Below are 21,105 nucleotides of genomic sequence, written 5' to 3'. Positions count from 1 at the left end.
TATGATCCGTAAAGTGCTCACCAGCGGACAAACCGGTGTGGAACTGGCCGCGCTGGATACCGCCATCAAGTTAAGCATCCCCCACGGGGGCTGGACCCCCCTCGGCAAGCGTAATGCCATGGGATCGCTGCCCAGCGTCTACCAGTTGCAAGAGACCGCAACCATAGGGTTTCAGGAGGCGTTGGACAAAAACACGGCCGAAGCGGACGGCACCCTGGTGGTCTCCCGCAACCAGGCCACCCCCTGGACCCGTAAGGTGGTGCAGGCGGCCCTCAAGCACCAGCGGCAGTTTTTGCACGTGGACCTGGGGCAATATCCCCTTTTCGAGGCCGCTTCTCTGATTGCCTCCTGGCTGTCGCAACAACACATCAAAACCGTGTTCGTTACCGGCTTGCAGGACAGTGAGGATATCAACATCTACACCCAGACCCGCAAGGTGCTGGAGACGGCGGTCTATCTCGGCCTTGTCAAATCGGGAATGCATCCGGAGCACCCCGCCAAGCATGTCATCCCTGCCGAGAATGGTCCGACCAAGCAACCCCTCACGGTGGACGATGCCGTGGCACATCTCGCCGCCGCCATGCCCCTCAAAGATCGCACCACGCTGGCCAACATGACATCCGATGCGTTGGACGGCCTGCACTCCGGACTGGCCGCTTATATCAAAGAACAATTCGGCCTTTACAGCGGCAATGCATCGTTGCTTCGCTCCTGCGCCGAACGCGGCAACCTGCAAGACCCCCTTCCCGACGAAGCCTGCGCCGTCATATTGCGCGCCCTCTGGGAGCATCTGCGCCGCACCCACCGCCTCAGGGTGGTGAAATAAAATCGATATACCTCACCGTTGCCTTCTTTCTGCCCGTAACCCGTTGGTACTTTTCGCGCGGATACCCCAGGGCGATGACGGCGTAGGGGGTTTCATCCGCCGGCAGCCGGAGCAGCGCCTTGATTTCATCGCTCCGATGCATGGCGGCAATGGCAAAACCGATCAGGCAGGTGCCCAGCCCCATGCTGTGCGCCGCAAGCAGGATGTTCTGGGTCGCCAGCAGTGCATCTTCCGCCGGGCAGCTCGCCTGGTTCTTGGCGGCGACCACGATGGCCGCCGGGGCGTTGTGAAACAACAGATCGCGCCCGCCGTTGTCCCATTGCAACAGCCCTCTTGCAATGCTCTCGAAATGGTTGCGGTAATAGTGGTCCAGTTCGGGCCGCCCGACCCCTTTGAGCAATTTGCGCAGCCACTTCTTTTGCGCCAATCGGTTGAGTTTGCGGAAAAAATCCCCGATGCGCGCGGCCAAGGCACGCACGGCGGCGGGGTCCGGCAGGACGGTGAAGGTCCACATCTGGCAGTTGGATCCGGAGGGCGCGGTAATGCCGATACGGATCAGATCCTCCAGAATATCCCGTGCAACCGGTTGCTGCCTGAAATTGCGACATGAACGCCGGGAGCGCATCAAGTTGACCAGCGCCGCCGTATCGTAGCGACCATGGGGGGACCAGGTCGTTTCTTCCTGGAAGGTTTGAAAGGCCGACATGTCGGGATCGATGGCGCCGACCGCTACAGCGCCGGTAGGGCAGACGGCGGCACAATGCCCGCAATTCAAAGACTCTTTCCCCGAAACCACCGCCTTGCCATGTAACAAAGTGATGGTTTCGCTGGGGCACACCTCGATACACAATCCACAACCCGTGCAAAGTTCCGGGTCGATGGCTGTGGTAACGGTTCTGTCCACCCGCATCGGCGCCTCCCGATTCACTTGGATTCCATGCTTGATTAACGCACCGCTCCCAACATAACATGGATGGCGTGCTTCCGGAATCGGCCTCTTGAAGATGCAGCCAATTCAAATGGGGCGGGGGGGTGGCCGAAGATCGAGGGACTATCCATAGGGTCGTGGTACCCTCTCCGGCGACCGGCAGCGGACAAGAGGTGTGCGGGTTTCATCCATCGGCGCGTCGGGGGCGGCGCAAGGATAGGGCACTTCGAATGAGCAAACTGCACGATTCATTGCCGGATGCCAAAGGCAGCTACCTGCTGATCCTGTTCTTGCCCGGTTCCAGGACCATTCAGGTGGGCCGTTTAGGACCCATGGTATTCGACCGTGGTTGGTATGTCTATGCGGGAAGCGCTTTCGGACCGGGCGGGCTGGCTGCGCGCTTGGGACGTCATTTGCAACCACTGGTCAAGGCCCACTGGCACATTGACCACCTGCGTACCGCAGCCAAGGTGGTCGCGGCGTGGATGGCGATCGGCCCCCCTGTTCGGGAGCATGATTGGGCCGCGGCGCTGACCGAGGGCCCGGAGGCCGGAACAGCGGTGCGCGGGTTCGGCTGCTCCGATTGCCGTTGCCTTTCCCACTTGATCCATTTCACGCGCCGGCCGGGCCGGATCTTGCTGAGGGCCAAACTGGGCTTCGATGTGGTTGCAGCGCCGTTAAAGGAGATTGTCAAGCAGCGACCCAAAACGCCCCATCGCGCCGGGAGCTCGACGAATGTTTGAATCGGCCCTCGCCTTTCCGCACCCCATCGCGCCGGCACGTATCCAGGTGCTCAACGACCAACCCCTGCGCGGCGGCGACTTCATTCTCTACTGGATGCAGCAATCCCAGCGGGCCCAAGACAATCATGCGTTGACCTGCGCAGTGGCAATGGCCAATCATTGCGCACTGCCGCTTCTAGTGGTTTTCGGTTTGACCCCGGATTACCCGGAGGCCAACCAGCGTCATTACCGTTTCATGCTTGAAGGATTGCGCGAGGTCCGGGACGATCTGGCCAAATCGGGCGTTCGGTTGGCCGTGGTGATCGGGCATCCGCCCGAGGTCGCCTTGAACGCCGCACACAAGGCCGCGGCCGTGGTGTGCGACCGGGGTTACCTGCGCCATCAGAAGCAATGGCGGCGGGAGGTCGCCGATCAGGCGCGTTGTGCGGTCGTTCAGGTGGAGAGCGATGTGGTGGTGCCCGTGGATCTGGTCAGCGACAAGGCGGAATATGCGGCGCGCACCATCCGACCCAAAATCCGACGCCACCTGGCGGGCTTCCTAAAGCCGGTGCCCACCGTGGCCCTGCGCCGCACCGGCGGGGTGCCGCGAATGTCCAAGGCGTTGGCACCGGTGTCGCTGGATGACTTGAGCCCGGTGCCGGGTGTCGACGAGAGGGTTGTGCCGGCCGACCGGTTTTTCGTGGGCGGTGCACGCGAGGCGGAAAAACGCTTGCAGCACTTCATTCGCAACGGCCTGGCGCAATACACGGCCCATGGCAACCAGCCCCAGACCGATGATGTCTCCCATCTGAGCCCCTATCTGCATTTCGGTCAGATTTCTCCGCTGCGGGTGGCCATGGCGCTGACACGGCGACGGGCTTCCGTTGCCCTCGACGGGCAGATCGATGCCTTCCTGGAACAGTTGGTGGTGCGGCGCGAGTTGGCGTGCAATTTCGTGCATCACACCCCTGATTACGATGCTTACACCTGCATTCCGGAGTGGGCGCGACGGACGTTGGCGGCCCATCGCGACGATCCGCGGCCCTACCTGTACACCCCGGCGCAACTGGAGAACGCACGCACCCACGACCGCTACTGGAATGCGGCCATGCAGGAGATGCGCGGCACCGGATTCATGCACAATTACATGCGCATGTACTGGGGCAAAAAGATATTGGAGTGGTGCCCCGATCCGGCGTCCGCCTTTGCCACCGCCCTGATGCTCAACAATCGGTATTTCATCGATGGCCGGGATCCCAACTCCTATGCCGGTGTCGCCTGGGTGTTCGGTGTGCACGACCGCGCCTGGGCCGAGCGCCCCGTATTCGGCAAGCTGCGGTACATGGCCGCCGCCGGGCTGGAGCGCAAGTGCGACATCGAAGGCTATGTGCGCAAGGTGGAAAGCCGAATGGCATGAGCGGACCACCGATGGGCATCCGGTAAAAAGAGGTTGGTCACCCGGGTCGATTCTTTGCTATGATATTTTGATATCGTTGTCCACCTTCAACCGAACCAAGGAGCGTTCACGCATGAAAACACGCATCACCGAACTGTTCGGCATCCAACACCCGATCATCCAAGGGGGGATGCACTATGTCGGCTTCGCCGAGTTGGCCGCGGCCGTGTCCAATGCCGGCGGCCTGGGGATCATCACCGCCTTGACGCAAAAAACACCCGAGAATCTGGCCAAGGAGATCGCCCGCTGCCGCGAGATGACCGACAAGCCGTTCGGCGTGAATCTCACCTTTCTGCCCGCGTTGCAACCGCCGGACTACCCGGGTTATATCCGCGCCATCGTGGAGGGCGGGGTGAAGATCGTGGAGACGGCGGGCCGCAATCCAGAGCCCTATTTGCCGCCTTTGCACGCCGCCGGCATCAAGGTGATCCACAAGTGCACATCGGTGCGCCACTCGCTCAAGGCCGAAAAAATCGGCTGCGATGCGGTGTCGGTGGACGGCTTCGAGTGCGGCGGCCACCCGGGCGAGGACGACATTCCCAACATGATCCTGCTGCCGCGGGCCGCCGAGGAGCTGAAGATTCCGTTCGTGGCTTCCGGTGGCATGGCCGATGGCCGCAGCCTGGTGGCCGGTTTGGCCCTGGGGGCGGACGGCATCAACATGGGCACCCGCTTCATCGCCACTCGAGAGGCGCCGGTGCACGAGAACGTGAAAAACGCCATCGTGGCGGCCAGTGAGCTGGACACGCGGCTGGTGATGCGGCCCCTGCGCAACACCGAGCGGGTGATGTACAACGACGCCGTCAAACGCCTGCTGGAAAAAGAGACGCGCCTCGGCCAGGAGATCAAGTTCGAGGACATCATCGAGGAGGTGGCCGGGGTTTATCCCAAAATCATGATGGAGGGCAAGACCGAGACCGGTGTCTGGTCCTGCGGCATGGTGGCCGGCCTGATCCACGACATCCCCACCTGCCGGGAACTCATCGACCGGATCATGGCCGAGGCCGAAGCGATCATCAAAGAACGCCTGACCAAATTTTTGGGCTGAATGCGCTGCTTGCAGCCGCGCGGAAAAAGGGGAATATCAACTCAAATCGAGCGAGTGACCTTCAACTGCAGACGCCTTGAAGCGACTGAAAAAGGAGCCTTCTGATGACCGATCCTGTTTATCGCGAACTGCTCAGCGTGATGCAAAAACGCGGCGGCGACTTTTCCGGGATGGATATTCCTGAATTCTTCGTCATGGTGGAGGAGATGTTCACACCTTCCGAGGCCGAGGTGAACAACGCCATGCCCCGGGGACCCTTCGCGGCCGCCGACCTGGCCAAGCAGATGGGCCGGCCCGTGGCGCAAATCGAGCCGATCCTGGAAGCCATGGCCGATAAAGGACTCTGCATGGCGGTGCGCATGGGCGACACCGTTTATTACCAAAGCGCCCGTTTCATGCCGGGCATCCTCGAATTTCAATTCATGCCCGGGCGTGCCACAGAGCGGGACAAGCGTTTGGCCAGGCTCATTTACGACTATAAAAAGGCTTTCGATGCGCGCTCCCACATCGACAAGCCGACCTTTCCCACCAACCGCGTGATCACCGTCGCCCGCACCGTAGCCGTGGGCAACCGGGTTCACACCTACGACCAGGTGCAAGCCTACATCGACAAGTACGATGCCATTGCCGTCACCACCTGTTTTTGCCGCCACGCGGCCCGCCTGCGGGGCGAGGAGACCCACGACATGCCCGACGATGTGTGCATGCAGTTCGGCCTGGGGGCGCAGTTCGCCGTCGAGCGCTTGAACGGACGCCAAGTGAGTAAGGCCGAAGCGCGGGAGGTGCTCGAACGGGCCGAAGCGGCCGGGCTGATCCACATGAGCACCAATATGGCCGACGACATCGGCTTCATATGCAACTGCGACCGTTGGCACTGCGTGGCCGTGACCCGCGCCCTGGCCAAGCCCAAGCCCGGCTTGGCCTTCAGCTCCGGCTTCGCGCCGCACTTCGACGCCGAGCGTTGCGTCGCTTGTGAAACCTGTCTCGACCGCTGTCCGGCCGATGCCCTGGAGATGGGGCCGGAGAGCGTGCCGGTTGTGGATCTGGACCGCTGCTTCGGGTGTGCCGTGTGTGCCACCGGATGCCCGGAGGAGGCCATCAGCATGCACAATCGCACCGATATCCCCGCGCCTCCCAAAGACGGCAAAGCCCTCAGGGCAGCCATGAAAAGCGGTGTCGGTGGATGAGCGCCATCATCCACCTCGGCCAAGACGATTTTCATTTTCATCATTCTCATCATCGCCGACCGCTTTTCGCTGGGCGGTGGCTCGGCAAGGCGCACCGTCCATCCTGCAGGAACAGGAAGTTCAGGGCGTTGCGATGCGAAGGGGACGCTCAGGAGTTTGTATATGAAGCCCATTGAGGTACCCATCGACGGCGTGTTGGACCTGCACACCTTCAATCCCAAGGAGTTGCCCGACTTGTTGGACGATTATTTGTCCGCCTGTCACGAGAAGGGCATTTTCGCCGTGCGGGTGATCCATGGCAAAGGGACGGGAATGCAGAAGGCGCGGGTGCGGTCGCTGCTTGCCAAGCATCCGCTGGTGGGCGGTTTCGCGGACGCGCCGCCCGAAGCCGGCGGATGGGGCGCCACCCTGGTCTCTCTGGTCGGCAAGTGAAGAGGGCCGACGCCGTCGCGGTTCGTGCCGGCGGTGTCGGCCCTTATCCGTCCGTATTGGGCCTCGAAGTGTTAGTCGCCCAGAATCAACCGCTGCGGATCGCATTTGTTGCGCAGGATGCCCAGCTCCCGGTCGTCGGGCGGGAGGACCGGCCGGGCGCGGTCGACGGGCACCGCAAAACCCATGCGCTCGAGCACCTGATCGGGCGTTACACCGGGATAGCAGCCGGCCAGGTACATGTGGCGGGTGTCGGCGTCGAAACGGAAGGTGGCCATGTTGGTGATCACCACCTCCGGGCCGCCGTGGGGCAGACCGGCCCGTTCCCGGCCGTTGCCGCCGTCGAGGAAACCGGGGCAGGTGAGGTAGTCCAGACGGGGCACGAACTTGCGTGTCTCCTGCTGCATGAACAGGATGGTCCGCCCCACGAAGGAACCCACGTCGCAGGCCCCGCCGCTGCCGGAAAAGCGCACCCGAGGCGCGTTGTAGTCGCCCAGTGAGGTGGAGTTCAGATTGCCGTATGGATCGATCTGGGCCGCGCCCAGAATGCCCACCACGTGCTCGCCGGTGGTGCGGTTCTGCATGAAGGCGAAGGCGTCGGCCAGACTGCCATGCACCGCGGCGCCGAGCATCACCCGTGGATCGCCCACGGCCATGGGCACCTCTTCGAGCTGGGCGTCGATGGCGCCGGTTTCGAAAAAGATCACGCTGTTGGGGGCGCTGATGTGTTTGGCCGCCATGGCGGCCAGCATGGAGATGCCGGTGCCGCAGAAGACGATATCCCCGTCCTTGATTTCCCGGGCCGCGACCACGGCCATCATTTCACGTGCAGAGTAGGTCATATTCAAATCCGCTGGGTTTGTGGGTTCATGTCTGTTTGCTGACATCCTTGGTGGTGGTCAACGGCGGTCCAGCCCGACGGCGTAGCCCGTGCGTGGATCGGCCTTGATGCGGCCCAGTTGCGCCGGGTCCTGCAGCGCCATGAAAGCTTGATGATCCGGAGTGTCTTTAATGTAACGCTGCAAGTATCGGGCGTGGCGCTCTTCGTCCAAGGCCCATTCCCTGTATTGATTCAAAAAGGCCGGGTCGTAGTCGTAATGGCGATAGCAGGCGGTGGGGAATGCACCGTGGGGCACATGTACCACGGCGTCCACGCAGAAAAAGGGCAGCTGGTTGTATTCGGGGTGCTCGCGCAGTGTCTCGGTGGGCACCAATTCCTCGCAGGTGACGATCACCCGCCGGGCGGCCTTGGCCTGTTCGATATCGGTGAAGGGCAGCCCCTCGATGCGTACCGTACCGGCCCGGTCGGCGCTCTGCACATGGATGATGGTCACATCCGGGCGAATGGCCGGCACCAGCAGGACGTTGGGGGCGTCCGCCCAGTTGCCGAAAGGATTGTCGAGGGCGGCCAGTTTCAGGTCGGGCAAACGCTCATCCGACTGCCGCATCTCGGGGGTGAAGCCCCAGCGATTGACCAGGTCCGTGCCCATGCCGGAGCGGACCGGCAGAAAGGGTACCCCCATGGCGCCGGCGGCGAACCGCATGGTCATTTGATAATTGGAATAGTCTTCGACTTGCAGTCGCCCCGATTGCACCGCCTTGCGAAAGCGGACACAGGTGGGGGCGAAACGGCCGCTGCCGGCATAGGCGATTTCCAACCGGGCGACACATCCGCCGCCGATCAGTTCGTCCACCCCTTGACCGTTGGAGTGGGCGTAAAGGTGAAGGCCCGTCTTTTTCTGGCGGATGATTTCGTACACCGCCGCCATGGGATTGCGGTTGACGGTGAAACCGCCGATGGAAAGGTGGGCGCCGTCGGGCACAAAGCGATCGACGGCCTCCCGCATTGAGATGACTTTTTCAGAGCCTGGGTTCATGAAGCGTTTGCCTTTCGCTGGTCCATGTTCGATCCGCTGCTGATGTCCTGTCGTTGAAATCCGTGCGGCATTTCTGAAAGTGGTCCGTTACCATCTTCGGCGTTTACTGCAATCGTCGCTGATAAAATTCAGCAATTATCGGCCGCACCTTCTTTTGTCAAGCGACTTATTATATTTACAGGACTATGGGAACTGAATATGGTTCATTTCCATTGCTGCCGATCCGCTTTTCCGTACGTCGCACGCCTTCCGCGGCAGCCATTGGCATTCGAAGGGCCGGACAATGGGTGGATGAAAAGGTGAAGGGCGGCGACGCAGGTTCGGAATTGCTGTTTATTTGCATTTTCCCGTTGACAGGTGTCGGTCAGTTTGTTAGGTAGCCGTTTCACTGCTCGGGGCTGTAGCTCAGCTGGGAGAGCGCATGACTGGCAGTCATGAGGTCAGGGGTTCGATCCCCCTCAGCTCCACCAAATCCGTCTAAAAAGGGCGTTTCCGCAATCCGGAGACGCCCTTTCGGTTTTTGTGCCCCCGTCACCCTGCACCATATGCGACGCGAACCGCCGCCGGTACCGTGCCGTGGATGGAAAACGACATGGACGGAGTGATTGACAAAACAGGGTAAAACAACCTATATCAGTAAGTTCAGATGATTCTGACCCCTTTCCGGGGCAATGAAACGCAAGAGAGGAACAGTTATGCTCAGTATTATGCGTCGGCAGGCACGCAGCTGGATGATCAAAATCATCCTGTTTGCCATTGTGGTGGTCTTTGCCTTTTGGGGGGTGGGGGGCTTCGACACCGCCCAGGAGAATCCGGTGGCCGTGGTCAATGGAGAACCCATTTCCTATGCCGCCTATCGCGAGAATTTCAATCGATTGCGCGAACAGTACCGTCGTGCCTACGGCGCGCAGATGGACGAACAGACCCTGCAAAGTTTGCGCCTCAATCAACAGGCGCTGGATCAGTTGATCGACCGGGCCGTAATGCTGCAGGAGGCGCGCCGGCTCAACATTCAGATTCCGGACAACCAGTTGGACCAGGCCATCCTGGCCATACCCGCATTTCAGGGAGAACACGGGTTCGACGAAGAGCGCGCCGGCTTCATACTGGCTCAAAACCGGATGACGACCTCCGATTTCAGAACCATATATCGTGAAGATTTAATGATCGACAAGTTGCGGCGCCTCGTGCTGGAAGGGGTCACCGTGTCCGAAGCCGAAGCGCGGGAGTGGTTCGATTGGTACCATGCCGAGGCCAACCTGGAAGCGCTGCTGTTCAGTTACGAACGCCATCCGGATGTCAAGCCCACCGAGGAAGAAATTGCAGCCTACTTCGAGGAAAATCCTGAACAGTATCGCACCGATCCCAAGGTGAAGGCGGTTTACGTCCATTTGGATCCGGCCGGTTTCCGGGACCAGGTGTCGATTGCCGAAGATCGTATCGCCCAGTACTATCAGGAAAATGCCGCGGAATTCAGGGTGGAGAAAACAGTGGAGGCCCGCCACATCCTGTTGCGCCTTGAAGAGGACGCCGATGCTCAAACCGTGGGCGAGCAGGAGGAAAAGGCCCGGATGGTTTATGGTCTGGCAACACAGGAGGGGCAGTCCTTCGAAGCATTGGCCCGGGAGTATTCCGAAGGCCCCAGCCGTGATCAGGGCGGATACTTGGGGGCTTTCAAAAGGGAAGAGATGGTCAAACCCTTTGCTGATCGCGCCTTCGCCATGTCCCCCGGAGAGGTCAGCGAACCGGTCCGAACGCGTTTTGGGTGGCACATTATCAAGGTGGAAAAGGTCAACGAAGCCGAACATCAGAGCATTGAGGATGCGGCGGCCACCATTCGGGAGCGACTTGTGGCACAGGAGGCTCGCAGCTTGGCCCGCGCCAAGGCCGAGGAGATTTATGACAACACCTTCGACGGCGACGACCTGACAGCCGCTGCCCAATCCCGTCAATTGACTTACGGCGTCACCGATTTCTTCACCACCCGTGATCGGGCCTTCGAAGGGGTCGCCAACGGCCGTCCTTTAGTGGAGGCGGCTTTCGATTTGGACGTCATGGGCATCAGCGAACCCATTGAGGTGGAAGAGGGCTATTTTCTGCTGCAAGTCACCGAGACAATCGCGGCAACCGTACCGCCGCTGGAAACGGTGCGCGAAAAAGTCGAGGCGGATGTGACGCGCCAACTGCGCAACGCGCACGCCAAAGCGGTAGCCGAAGCGGCCCTGGCCGCCCTGCAGGAGGGAAAGCCGTTGAGCGAGGTGGCCGCCGAGCATGAACTGGAAACCATCGAGACCGGCTTTTTCAAACGGGGCGGCACCATCCCCGAAATCGGCTACCAGCCTGATATCCTGCAAGCCGCTTTTGCCCTGCGGCCGGAACAACCGTTGCCCGAATCGGTTTTTGAAGGAACCGAAGGGTGGTATGTGGTTCGGCTGAAGGATCGCAAACGGCCCGATGATACGCAATTTGTCACCGAGAAAGAGAATCTTCTGGAGCAGTTGCCGGAGCGCAAAAAAGAGAATGTGTTTCAACAATGGTTGGCTGACTTGCGATCCCGCGGACGTATTGAGATCGAGACGCAGCTGATTCAGTAGCCCGAGGAGAGTGCGATGGCTCGACGCCCGCCGGTTGCAAAAGGTAAGTATGTCAGTAAGAAATGTCCCGAATGCTACGCCTATGTGCCATTGGAGGCCAAGGCGTGCCCTTCTTGCAAGGTGCGCCTGGGCCCCGTTAACGATCACGGCATGGCCGATCGGCTGACCAATTGGCGGGGCTACATCGTTTGCATCGCATTGTGGCTCTTCCTGGCCCTTTATGTCAAATGGGCCTTTTTTTAGCACGATTTATTTGGCCAGCATGGCCCGCATCATGTCCCCTGCATTTTCGGCGTGGTCGGCAATGGAGCCAATGATTTCCGCCAGACGGACCATGTGGTAGACCGTGACGGCATCGGTGCTGGCGGTGAACATGATGCGCTTGATGTCGTCTTCGATCTTGTCCGCCTCGTGCTCTTGTTGACGCAGGTTGCGGATGATCTGTTTGACCAGCAGGCGTTGTTTTTCGTTGTAGTTGCGAAAATACTTGCGCGCCTCGGCGACCATCTTGCTCAACTCCTCGATGGGATCGATCACCGCATCCACCAGCAACAGGAAATCCTTCTCCACTTCAGGCGGGATGCCGGCCTCCGCACGGTAGGAAATCCAGTCCAGCGCATCTTCCACCGCATCCAAAACCCCGTCCTGCTCGCGCAAATAGCGAAAGAGTTGAAATTTGCTCACCGGCAACAGGGTGCCGATGGGCAGATGGCCCCGGATCCTCCGCTTGATGGCATCGGCCTCGCTTTCCAGGCGGATCACCTCCTGGCGCAGGTCTTCGAACCGTTGACAGCGATGGGAGATGTGGCACTCGATCGCCTCCTGGAACGCCCAGGTGCAATCCTGCACCTTTTCCGCGTGCTCCTGCAACCCTTCGAAAGGGGAGGTGATAAACATCGAGAAGAACGGCAACCGCATAACACGCTCCTTATTATAGAATGAGGGTCAGAAACTGATAGATCAACATACTGGTGATGGCCGCCGCGGGAACGGTCAAGACCCAGAAAAGCGCGATCTGCAGAACGATTCGAAAGTTCACGGCTTCGATTCCGCGGGCCAAACCCACCCCCATAACACCGCCCACCGCCGCATGGGTGGTGGATACGGGTAGCCCGAACTTAGAGGCGATCAACACGGTGGTGGCGGCGGCGAAATCCACCGAGAACCCGCGGGTGTTGGTCAAGGTGGTGATTTTGGTGCCGACGGTCGCCATGACACGGGCGCCGGCCACCCACACCCCGATGGCGATGCCGATGCCGCCGAAAAAAAGCAGAAACATCGGCACGGGTACCTGTTCGCCCAAAGTGCCGGTTTTGACCAGGAAATAGATGGCCGTCAGCGGTCCGATGGCATTGGCCACGTCATTGGCGCCCAGGGCGAGGGCCATGTAACAGGATGTGCCGATCTGGATGCGGCGAAAAATATCCTCGCCGTCCGGGTTGTTCTTGCCGATCATGAATCTTGCAATCAACCACTTGCCCGTCAAGCCGACGGCAGCGGCGATGATCAAAGCCGCTGCAACGGCCATGGGATCGCCGATGGCCAAACGCTTGCCCAACGGTGTTTTAAACAGAAAGGACAATACCACGACAAAGCAGGCGATGCCGATGAAAAAAGGGGAAAGGCGCAAGGCCGCGCGAAAGGTGTCGGTGCGTGAAAGGATCGAGCGAACGATGACCTTGAACAAAAGGAAGCTGATGATCAGGCTGAAGAGGGGGGAAATGATCCAACTCATCACCACCGCCGTAAGCTTGCCCCACTGAATCGCCTGAAATCCGCCGGCCATGATGCCGAAGCCGATCATGGCGCCGACGATGGAGTGGGTGGTGGAGACCGGCAACGATTTCCATGTGGCGAAGGAAACCCACAAGGCCGCGGAGAGCAGGGCCGACATGGCGCCGATCAAGGCCAGGCGGGGATTGTTGAGAACCTCCGTGGAAACAATGCCCTTGCGAATGGTGTCGGTGACGTGTGAGCCGATCAAGGTGGCGCCGACGATGATCAGGATTGAGGCGATGAAGACGGCCTGGCGGGCCGTGATGGCCTTGGCGCCCACCGCCGAAGCCATGGAATTGGCCACGTCGTTGGCGCCGATGTTCCAAGCCATGTAAAAACCGAAGGCATAGCTGACAACCAAGATTATATATTCGCCGGGCATGGAATACCTGACCGTTGATGGTGTCGCGATTGCTGTATCCGGGCCGTTCCGTTTAAGTTCGTAGCCCCCATTGAAACCGTGCCGTTGATATCACGGGTCGGGTCAGCGGTCAAATATGGTGAAAAATATTTTTAAGTGTCAAGAGTTTTTGGTTTAGATATTCTACCGAACTTAAAAAATTAAACGCGCTTCATTCCTTGACCTGACAACGTCGATCATGGGAAAACGTTGATATGAATGACCACCGACCATCATTCGATACAAAGGACCGCATAGTCCAACTATTGACGGAACTGGTTGCCGAGAACCGGCACTGGTGCAGGCAGGGACGGGTGGCGACCTATATACCCGAATTGGCCAAGCAGAATCCCGGCTTGCTGGGTGTCGCCGTCTGCGACTTGCAGGGGCGTAGGTGGGAAGCAGGGGATTGGCGGGCGCCCTTTACCTTGCAGAGCATTTCCAAGGTGGCCACTTTCATCTGTGCGCTGCGGGACAACGCATTCGACACCTTGCCGCGCAAGATCAGTGTGGCACCCACCGCCGACGGCTTCAACTCCATCGTCAACCTGGAGACCAAGAACGAGCAGCGGCCGTTGAACCCCATGATCAATTCCGGGGCCATCGCCGCCATCACCATGGTTCGGGGCACCACCATCGAAGACAAGTTCCAGCGAATTCTCTCCATGATCGGGGATATGGCCGGCAACGATACGCTGGTGGTGAACGAGGCGGTGTATCGTTCCGAAAAGCGTACCGGCGACCGGAACCGGTCCCTGGCCTACTTCATGAAAAGTACCGGGATCATCGACGGGGATGTGGAAGAACTGCTGGATGCCTACTTTCGTCTCTGTTCGGTGGCGGTGACCTGCGGCGATGTGGCCTGCATGGGCGCCGTGCTGGCCGGAGACGGCCGTTCGCCCTTCTCCGGGCAGCGGCTTTTCGACAGTAAAATCGCACGGATGGTAAAGGCGGTGATGACCACCTGCGGCATGTACGATGCGTCCGGTGAATTCGCCGTGGATGTGGGCATGCCGGGCAAAAGCGGTGTCGGCGGCGGCATCATGGCCGTCTCTCCCGGGCGTCTTGGTGTCGCGGTGCTGGGGCCGGCACTGGATGCCAAAGGCAACAGCCTTGCCGGCTGGAAGCTGTTGGAAAGGCTGTCGGCGGAATTGGATTTGAGTATCTTCTGACCCGTTGTTATCGTCCCCCTCAGGGTTCCGGCTCAACGCGATTATTCATAGACTACCGACAGCAGCGGCGCCCTGATGGCGAGGGTCGGTGGATCCTGAATGCCCACGAAACCATAGATCGCCTCGTAGTCCAGAACGAAGCGCAACTGTAAGTCCAAAAGGCCGAGGCGTTGGGCTTCGCGCATCAGGGGGGTAACATCGATGGACACGTAGTTGTCCACATCACTCCTGAAGAAATCCAACGACAGAGAAATTTCCGCCAGGGGTTCGGAAGAGAAGTCGTACGCCTGGAGGGAGCCGCTTGTGTAGCTCACCAGCTCGATCAACGTGGGCACGGTGGCGTCGAATTCCACCGTATCGATGAAGATCTCCAGCGTGGCGGACAGGATGCGCGCGCCGGACGGAACCGCGTCGTAGCCGGTGGCGCCGTCCAGGGGGAAATCCAGGAATGCGCGATATTCGGGTGGATTATCCCAAACATCGTCATCAATGCCGAAGAAGAGGACATCCGGGCCTTGGGTGATATCGTAATAATTATCGGCGGGATAGTAGGCGATATCGCCATCTGAAAATTGATCGCTCAAGATATCGGCTGCATAGGAGGGTGGCGGACCGTCGTCGTGGTGATGTCCGCCGCCACCGCAGGCGTAAAGGGCCGGTATCATTATAGTCAGCATCAATATGAGCAGGCGTCTGTTTCTCATGGGGTCCTCGCGCATCTTCTTTGGGGTTGATGGTGCCTTGCATAATTGCCGTCCCGGTGCCTTTTCCTGCGGCCCGGAAAGCCGGTCGAGTGCGCGCGCTTAGTGAATAAGATCGAATCGGGCTCCGAAAAGTTTACAAGGCGGGGTCGGAAATAGCGCCGCCCCTGACCGCAGCGGCGGTCAGGGGCGGTTTTGGATGGGCCGGGTTACGCGGCCCGGGGTGGGCGTCGCGGGGTCCGGCTATGGTTTCAAGGATAAGCCGCAGTCGGCGGTGGGAATGGTGTCCCATTGGGCGAAGTCGCTGAAATGGACCGAGATGCGGTGGGACGTGGAGGGCCAGTTGGGCACGTTGATGATTTGCAGCGTGCCGTTTCCGCCCCGGTCCATCAGGGTCAGGCGGATGCGGTCGTCGGGGGGATCGGCCGCCGGTAGATAGAGGTCGACGCCGGTGATGAACGGCAGCGCATGATAATAAGGAATGGGTGTGTCCACATCGCTCTCCGTGTCCGAATACAGGTCGTAAACGAAGAAAGAGGTGGTCCGGTTGGCGATGGGGCAAGTGGCGGCATTGACGATGTTGACGCCGTTGACCGCCAGGATGGTGTTGTTCACCCCCTGGTCGCCCAGGGACTCCTTGTCGCGCTGGATCACCAGGTTGCTCTGGCCGTCGTCGCGGTCCATCTGTTCGCCTACCCCGCCGCCCAGCGGCGAGGCCAGCAGGCGCACGAAGTGGTTGTCGCGGATGAACGGTTGGCGGTAGAAATGGTGCTCCTGGCCTTCGCGCACCAGCACGAATTCATAGTTGCGCCCGGCCTTGGCCCTGAAGGGGCCCCAGTTGCCGTCGGCATCGATATCGTACACCGCCGCAGGGCGGCGTTTGATGCGTTGGCCGGTGAAGCCGCTGATTTCGTGAATTTCCAGCACAGCGCCGTCCACGCCATTGTTCTGGGGGAAGATCACCGCCCGGCCGGCGATTGAGATGTGCCCCTTGAAATCGGGCATGATCATGGTGGTGCGGGGCGCCTCGTCCGCCAGGAAGGTGAACATGGCATGGAACGCCTCGGCGGAGGTGGCGGCCTGCACATGGGTTTGTCCGGCCAGCCAGACGTTTTCGGCGCCCACGATTTCACGGCCCGGCGTGCCGTGCTCGGCCCACAGGGCCAGGGTGGGCACGCCGCCGGGGAGTTCGGGGGCAATGGCGCCGTCGATATTCACGTAGTGGCCCACCAGTGCCGCTCGTTCCGGTGTGGCCAGGTAGAGCTGCAACACATAGGTGCCCAGGGAGTGGCCCATCAGGTCCACCTGATCGGCGCCCGTTGCCTGCAGGATGGCGGCGATCAGGTCGTCCAGCCCTGCATGCACCTGGGCCATGGTGTTGATGGAAAAGGTGGAGTCATATTCGTGGGCCTGCAGATAGTGCTGCGGGTAGCCGTTGACGGCAAAGCGCATGGCCTGGGATTCGAACTGGCTGGCCGAGCCGGAGCTGCCGTGCACGAAGATGACCGGGTTGAAAGGCAAGGTGCGTTTCGGGTGTAGCTTCTTGGCCGGTGCGGTGGTCGCGAAACAGAGCAGCGCGATCAGCAGCCCCAAAGAAACGATGAGGGCGGTGCGCCCTTTTTTAAGCATATGCATGATTCGTCTTCTCCTTCATTGTGGGTGGATGCGCCGCCGATGGCGGCGTGATATCCGGACTCCCCTCGGTTTATTTGGTGCCTTTGCCTTTGTTTTTGCCGTGCGGTTTGGTTTTCTTCGGCGGCACATCGGCAAAGGCGGCTTCCACTTTGTACTCCACCGCGGCCTCCGGCCGGATGTAACCGGCCTTGAGGTTGCGTTTGGCCGAGTGGGCGACGGCGCTCACATATTGCCCGTGGTTGCGGTAAAGGTCGCGCAGGGTGTCGTCGTCGAAGGGCTGATAGGCGCCATACAGCACGCAGAAAGTGGCGCCTGAATTGATGCCGGTGTTCAGGGCGATGGGCACTTCCACCTCCGGCAGGCGGATGCCGCCTTTCGCGAGGCCCAGTTCATCCCGTGCGAAGATTGGCGGGGCGAGGGATTCGAACTCCAGCTTGGGGGCGGTGGGCGGCGGGATATCCTTCAGCACCCAGCGCACCAGGTGGTCGTACTGGATGTTGATGACGTTGCTGCCGCGGGTGCGGGTGTAGGGCGGCAGGTCGCAATCGGGGGGCCATTGGGGTTCGCCGAAATCCCTGATGACCAGAGGGTCGCGGTATACCGCACTGTCGTGGGTGGAGTGACCGGTGCCCGCCACTTCCCAGCTGCGGAAATGGTCGCTGTCGGCCATGCGGCGCGCCGGACCGCCTCGCAAATCGGTTTCGGAAAGATATTGAAACACCTTCACGCCGAGATCGGTGCGCAGGCCCGCGCCGCCGACGAGCAGGTAGTAGCCTTCGAACAGGTTGTGCAGAGGTTGGATGGAATTGTAATAGATGGAGAGCCGACCGGCCGATTGGGAGGCGCCCACCGCGAGGACCAGCTTCACCCGGAGGTTGCCCATGGGATTGATGCCCCGGGGATGGCGGATCGCCTGGCCGGCCTGGGCGAATACATCATAGCAAAGGGAATCATCGAGGATGGTCCCGTCGTCGGTCAAATCGAGATCGCCGTAGCGGTGTGGACTCCATGCCTTGAGGCCGTTGGGTTCGGCATGCACGCCCACCCGCTGGGCGGAAACCCCCACCCAGGCGTAGCCCTCCCGCACGAAGTGCTCCCATGAGGGGGCCCAGTGGGCATCCAGCTCGTATCCGGCGGTGACGTTCTGCCACTCCAGAACCACCACGCCGTTGAACCGTTTGCTGGAAACGGGCCGGCGCACGACGATGCGGGTTTTGTAGGGATGATCGCTGGAAATGATGCTGCCCGTGGCACCGGTCGGGGTGCCATAGCGGTTGGCAAAACCCGATATGAAGAACTCCTCCTCCACATAGCCGAAGTCGGCCAGGTCTTCCGCGGGTGTGAAATAGGGATAGTCGCGCAGCGGGTCGCCGGGCTCGACGCTGGCGGGGATCGGACCGATGACCGTCGGGTTGGGCACATCGGTCGCGGCGAAGGAAAGGCAGGTCAATGAGAATAGGGTGACCGCCATCAGCAGAAATACTTTTTTCATCGCTCATCTCCTTTGTGTTGCGGGTTTTGATCGTTGAATGAACCTGGACCGTCGCGCACGGGAAGATTGGTATTCGGGCACCACCTCCTTTGCGGGCTGCAAGGTGAAAGCGCGTATCGATGAGCGGATTGCGCCGCATGACCAACGATGGCCCGTATCCGGAATTGAGGACGCACATTATCGCTTTGGGGGCGGATCGCTGGTGTGATCAAACAGCCGTGCCGGCAGGAGCATCAGGGCGAGAGGAGAGGCAGTAGTGGTACCCGGATTGCGCTTTCGCTTTGAAAAGGGAGAGCAATGTTTGTATCCTAATGAATTGTGGATGTTCTGGCAATAGAATATTATAAGCCAATGTACGGCAATATCGAACATTAGGAGCGGGGTGCGCGGGTTGTCCTCGGGCGCGGAAACGGATACGTTTTTCACACAACAGATCGGCGGCGGCATGCCGCGACAACGGGAGGAGGATCGGGATGGCTTTCATGCAAGACTTTTTCGACAAGGATCGCTTCGCCAATCACGTGGGGATCGAACTGCTGGAGGCGGCCGAGGGCCGGGCCAAGGCGTGCCTGACCATTGCGCCGCACCATTTGAACGCCATGGGGATTGTGCACGGGGCGGCCATTTTCGCCCTGGCCGACCTGGTGTTCGCCGTGGCCTCCAACTCCCACGGCACCATGGCGGTGGCCCTCAATGTGAGCATCTCCTTTTTCAAGGCGGTTTCCGGCGGCACTCTGACGGCCGAGGCCAAGGAGGTGTCGCGCATTCCCAAGATCGCCGCCTACACCATTCGCATCAGTGACGAGAGGGACGACGAGGTGGCCATCTTCCAGGGCATGGTGTACCGAAAGAAGGCACGACTCGACCTGCCGTGATGCTGCATTACCATATTCATTGAGTGGCGAAGCGACGGTAAAGCGGCCTGCAGCCGATCGGAAAAATGGACCGGACGCCATTACGGGTTTGACCACCGGATGCCGCTGTTATATGCAACGATGTTCGGTGGCGGCAAACAGCCACGGTTAGGAGGTGCTAAAGAAAGGTATGGCGATTGTGGTGAAACAGGGATCGGACGGGGGGCGCGAGCGGATGGCAGCGACGGGTCAGGCTGGGATGCAACAGGGTGAAACCCGGCAGCCCTTGGTGGCAAACCAGGAGGCCCTGGAGCGCATTTTCCATCGGCCGGAGAACGAGCATTCCCGGATGGTGCTCACCAAGTACATGAACCAGATTCTGTTCGGTCTGCACGATTTTCTGCGCGAAAACGTGGGCATCACCGAGGAGATCCCCCTCAAGACCCTGTCCGAGCGGTTCATGTCGTCACGGATCGCCCACAGTCCGGTCAAGAAGCTGACCGAGGTGATCTCCGAAATCATCGAGGAGCTCGCCCCCCACGCCGTCAATGTCTCGTCGCCCTATTTCGTGGGGCACATGACCTCCGCCATCCCCTTTTTCATGGTGCACCTGAACACCATTGTCACCGCCTTGAATCAGAACCCGGTGAAGCTGGAAACCTCCAAGGTGGTCAGTGTTTACGAACGGCAGGTGCTGGCCAAGGTGCATCGACTGATTTTTAATAGGGACGAGGCGTTCTACCAGGCGCATGTGCAAAAGCCGGAAAGCACCCTGGGCTCCTTCGTGGAGGACGGCACATTGGCCAACCTGACCGCGCTGTGGGTGGCGCGCAATCGGCTGTTCCCGCCTTCGGCGGGGATGGCCGGGGTGGAGCAGGAGGGCCTGGCCGCCGCCATGGGCGACCGCGGCATACGTCGGGTGCGGGTGCTGGTTTCCGAATTGTGCCACTACTCCATCCGCAAGGCGGCCGGCGTGCTGGGTTTGGGCAACAGCGCGGTGGTGCCCATCGCCGTGGATCAAAACAACCGCATGTCGATCCCGGCCCTGCGCGACACCCTGGCGGCCCTGCGCCGGGATCCGGAAACGGCGGTGCTGGCCGTGATCGGCATCGCCGGCACGACGGAGACCGGGACCGTGGACCCCCTCGGCGCCATCGCGGACCTGTGCCGCGAATACGGTGTGCATTTTCACGTGGATGCCGCCTGGGGCGGACCCGTGCTGCTGTCGCAACGGTACGGCGGTCTGCTGCAGGGTATCGAAAAGGCCGATTCGGTGACCATCGACGGCCACAAGCAGTTCTACCTGCCCATGAGCAATGGCATGGTCTATTTCCGGGACCCCGCCGCCATGGATGCCGTGGCCTATCACGCCAACTACATCAACCGGCCCGGTTCCGTCGACCTGGGGATTCGCTCCCTGGTGGGGTCGCGCTCCGCCACGGCCCTGGTGCTGGGCAGCGCGCTGGACATCATGGGCGCGGGGGGCTATGCCCTGCTCATCGACCACGGCATCGAAACGGCGCGCAAATTCGCCGCGCTGATTCGGCGGCGGCCCATGTTCGAGCTGGTCACGGCGCCGGAGCTCAACATCCTGACTTACCGCCTAGTGCCCGAGGAATATCGGGATACCGGCAAAGGGATGTCGGCAGAGGCCCTGGCGCGGCGCACGGAAGCCCTCAACCGGATCAACGTGCAATTGCAGCGGCTGCAGCGCGAGGCGGGCAACAGTTTCGTCTCCCGCACCACCCTGCGACGCGCCGGACGGCCCGACACCGTGGTGCTGCGGTCGGTGATTATGAATCCGCGGACCACGCCGGAGATCCTGGAGGCCGTGCTGGACGAACAGGAACAGATCTATCGCCAACGCATCGCCGGTGTGGCGGAATGCGATCCGGGGTGGTCGGGCGCTATGGATGCCTGATTTAGGGCCCTTGCGGGCAGTTTTAAGTTTAAAGTTTAAAGTTTTAAGTTAATGAATTATATCGATTTTATGGGTTATAGGTAAACG

The 21,105-nt window shown here is 60.5% G+C and carries 19 protein-coding genes and 1 tRNA gene; 12 read left to right on the top strand and 8 right to left on the bottom strand.

Annotated features, from left to right (window positions below; translation table 11 throughout):
* The first annotated feature begins 1 nt into the window (after position 1).
* Positions 2-826, top strand: a complete 825-nt coding sequence (locus MRX98_RS10985; RefSeq protein WP_246907314.1) for a putative molybdenum carrier protein — start codon at positions 2-4, stop codon at positions 824-826.
* On the opposite strand, the gene MRX98_RS10980 is transcribed toward MRX98_RS10985, so the two are convergent.
* Complete coding sequence (locus MRX98_RS10980) at positions 810-1,736, bottom strand: nitroreductase family protein (RefSeq protein WP_246907312.1); 927 nt, start codon at positions 1,734-1,736, stop codon at positions 810-812. The genes MRX98_RS10985 and MRX98_RS10980 overlap by 17 nt on opposite strands.
* A 248-nt stretch (positions 1,737-1,984) precedes the next feature.
* Here MRX98_RS10980 and MRX98_RS10975 point away from each other — a divergent pair, with 248 nt between their 5' ends.
* From MRX98_RS10975 to MRX98_RS10955, 5 genes are all read left to right on the top strand, one after another.
* Positions 1,985-2,497 (top strand): GIY-YIG nuclease family protein, encoded by a 513-nt coding sequence (locus MRX98_RS10975; RefSeq protein WP_246907310.1) that lies wholly within the window; start codon positions 1,985-1,987, stop codon positions 2,495-2,497.
* Positions 2,490-3,893, top strand: coding sequence for a deoxyribodipyrimidine photo-lyase (locus tag MRX98_RS10970; protein WP_246907308.1), 1,404 nt, complete (start codon positions 2,490-2,492; stop codon positions 3,891-3,893). Before MRX98_RS10975 ends, MRX98_RS10970 begins: the two co-directional genes overlap by 8 nt.
* Before the next feature lie 112 nt (positions 3,894-4,005).
* Positions 4,006-4,980, top strand: coding sequence for an NAD(P)H-dependent flavin oxidoreductase (locus tag MRX98_RS10965; RefSeq protein WP_246907306.1), 975 nt, complete (start codon positions 4,006-4,008; stop codon positions 4,978-4,980).
* Positions 4,981-5,084: 104 nt separating this feature from the next.
* Positions 5,085-6,167 carry a 4Fe-4S binding protein gene (locus MRX98_RS10960; RefSeq protein WP_246907304.1) on the top strand — a complete coding sequence of 361 codons (1,083 nt, stop codon included), beginning with the start codon at positions 5,085-5,087 and terminating at the stop codon, positions 6,165-6,167.
* Positions 6,168-6,329: 162 nt separating this feature from the next.
* Positions 6,330-6,599 (top strand): Smr/MutS family protein, encoded by a 270-nt coding sequence (locus MRX98_RS10955; protein ID WP_246907302.1) that lies wholly within the window; start codon positions 6,330-6,332, stop codon positions 6,597-6,599.
* A gap of 71 nt (positions 6,600-6,670) precedes the next feature.
* Here the strand turns inward: MRX98_RS10955 and MRX98_RS10950 are convergent, their stop codons facing one another.
* Both MRX98_RS10950 and MRX98_RS10945 read right to left on the bottom strand, forming a co-directional pair.
* Positions 6,671-7,438, bottom strand: a complete 768-nt coding sequence (locus MRX98_RS10950; RefSeq protein ID WP_246907300.1) for a CoA-transferase subunit beta — start codon at positions 7,436-7,438, stop codon at positions 6,671-6,673.
* A 57-nt stretch (positions 7,439-7,495) separates the two neighbouring features.
* A complete protein-coding gene (locus MRX98_RS10945; RefSeq protein WP_246907298.1) occupies positions 7,496-8,473 on the bottom strand; it encodes a CoA transferase subunit A in 978 nt (325 codons plus the stop codon).
* Between the two features lie 394 nt (positions 8,474-8,867).
* On the opposite strand from MRX98_RS10945, the gene MRX98_RS10940 reads away from it, so the two are divergent.
* From MRX98_RS10940 to MRX98_RS10930, 3 genes are all read left to right on the top strand, one after another.
* Positions 8,868-8,943, top strand: a tRNA-Ala gene (locus MRX98_RS10940).
* A gap of 225 nt (positions 8,944-9,168) precedes the next feature.
* Positions 9,169-11,067, top strand: coding sequence for a peptidylprolyl isomerase (locus tag MRX98_RS10935; protein WP_246907296.1), 1,899 nt, complete (start codon positions 9,169-9,171; stop codon positions 11,065-11,067).
* 15 nt (positions 11,068-11,082) lie between these two features.
* A complete protein-coding gene (locus MRX98_RS10930; RefSeq protein ID WP_246907294.1) occupies positions 11,083-11,310 on the top strand; it encodes a hypothetical protein in 228 nt (75 codons plus the stop codon).
* 6 nt (positions 11,311-11,316) lie between these two features.
* On the opposite strand, the gene MRX98_RS10925 is transcribed toward MRX98_RS10930, so the two are convergent.
* Together MRX98_RS10925 and MRX98_RS10920 are read right to left on the bottom strand one after the other, a co-directional pair.
* Entirely contained in the window at positions 11,317-11,985 is a 669-nt protein-coding gene (locus tag MRX98_RS10925) for a TIGR00153 family protein (protein WP_246907292.1), read from the bottom strand.
* Between the two features lie 13 nt (positions 11,986-11,998).
* On the bottom strand, positions 11,999-13,204 hold the full coding sequence (locus tag MRX98_RS10920; RefSeq protein WP_246907290.1) for an inorganic phosphate transporter: 1,206 nt from the start codon (positions 13,202-13,204) through the stop codon (positions 11,999-12,001).
* Between the two features lie 254 nt (positions 13,205-13,458).
* Between MRX98_RS10920 and glsA the strand changes: the two genes are divergently transcribed.
* Positions 13,459-14,415 carry a glutaminase A gene (gene glsA, locus MRX98_RS10915; RefSeq protein ID WP_281432305.1) on the top strand — a complete coding sequence of 319 codons (957 nt, stop codon included), beginning with the start codon at positions 13,459-13,461 and terminating at the stop codon, positions 14,413-14,415.
* Between the two features lie 41 nt (positions 14,416-14,456).
* Here the strand turns inward: glsA and MRX98_RS10910 are convergent, their stop codons facing one another.
* From MRX98_RS10910 to MRX98_RS10900, 3 genes are all read right to left on the bottom strand, one after another.
* On the bottom strand, positions 14,457-15,119 hold the full coding sequence (locus MRX98_RS10910) for a hypothetical protein (protein WP_246907275.1): 663 nt from the start codon (positions 15,117-15,119) through the stop codon (positions 14,457-14,459).
* A 240-nt stretch (positions 15,120-15,359) separates the two neighbouring features.
* Positions 15,360-16,751, bottom strand: coding sequence for a hypothetical protein (locus MRX98_RS10905; RefSeq protein ID WP_246907273.1), 1,392 nt, complete (start codon positions 16,749-16,751; stop codon positions 15,360-15,362).
* Positions 16,752-16,821: 70 nt separating this feature from the next.
* A complete protein-coding gene (locus tag MRX98_RS10900; RefSeq protein WP_246907271.1) occupies positions 16,822-18,243 on the bottom strand; it encodes an alpha/beta hydrolase domain-containing protein in 1,422 nt (473 codons plus the stop codon).
* 473 nt (positions 18,244-18,716) lie between these two features.
* On the opposite strand from MRX98_RS10900, the gene MRX98_RS10895 reads away from it, so the two are divergent.
* Both MRX98_RS10895 and MRX98_RS10890 read left to right on the top strand, forming a co-directional pair.
* Positions 18,717-19,118: a PaaI family thioesterase gene (locus tag MRX98_RS10895; RefSeq protein WP_246907269.1), complete on the top strand. Its 402-nt coding sequence runs from the start codon at positions 18,717-18,719 to the stop codon at positions 19,116-19,118.
* Positions 19,119-19,356: 238 nt separating this feature from the next.
* On the top strand, positions 19,357-21,018 hold the full coding sequence (locus tag MRX98_RS10890; protein ID WP_246907267.1) for an aminotransferase class V-fold PLP-dependent enzyme: 1,662 nt from the start codon (positions 19,357-19,359) through the stop codon (positions 21,016-21,018).
* The last annotated feature ends 87 nt before the right edge of the window (positions 21,019-21,105 follow it).

The sequence above is a fragment of the Desulfatitalea alkaliphila genome (assembly GCF_022968795.1).
Lineage (GTDB): Bacteria > Desulfobacterota > Desulfobacteria > Desulfobacterales > Desulfosarcinaceae > Desulfatitalea > Desulfatitalea alkaliphila.
This window is presented reverse-complemented; position numbering and strand designations above follow the sequence as displayed.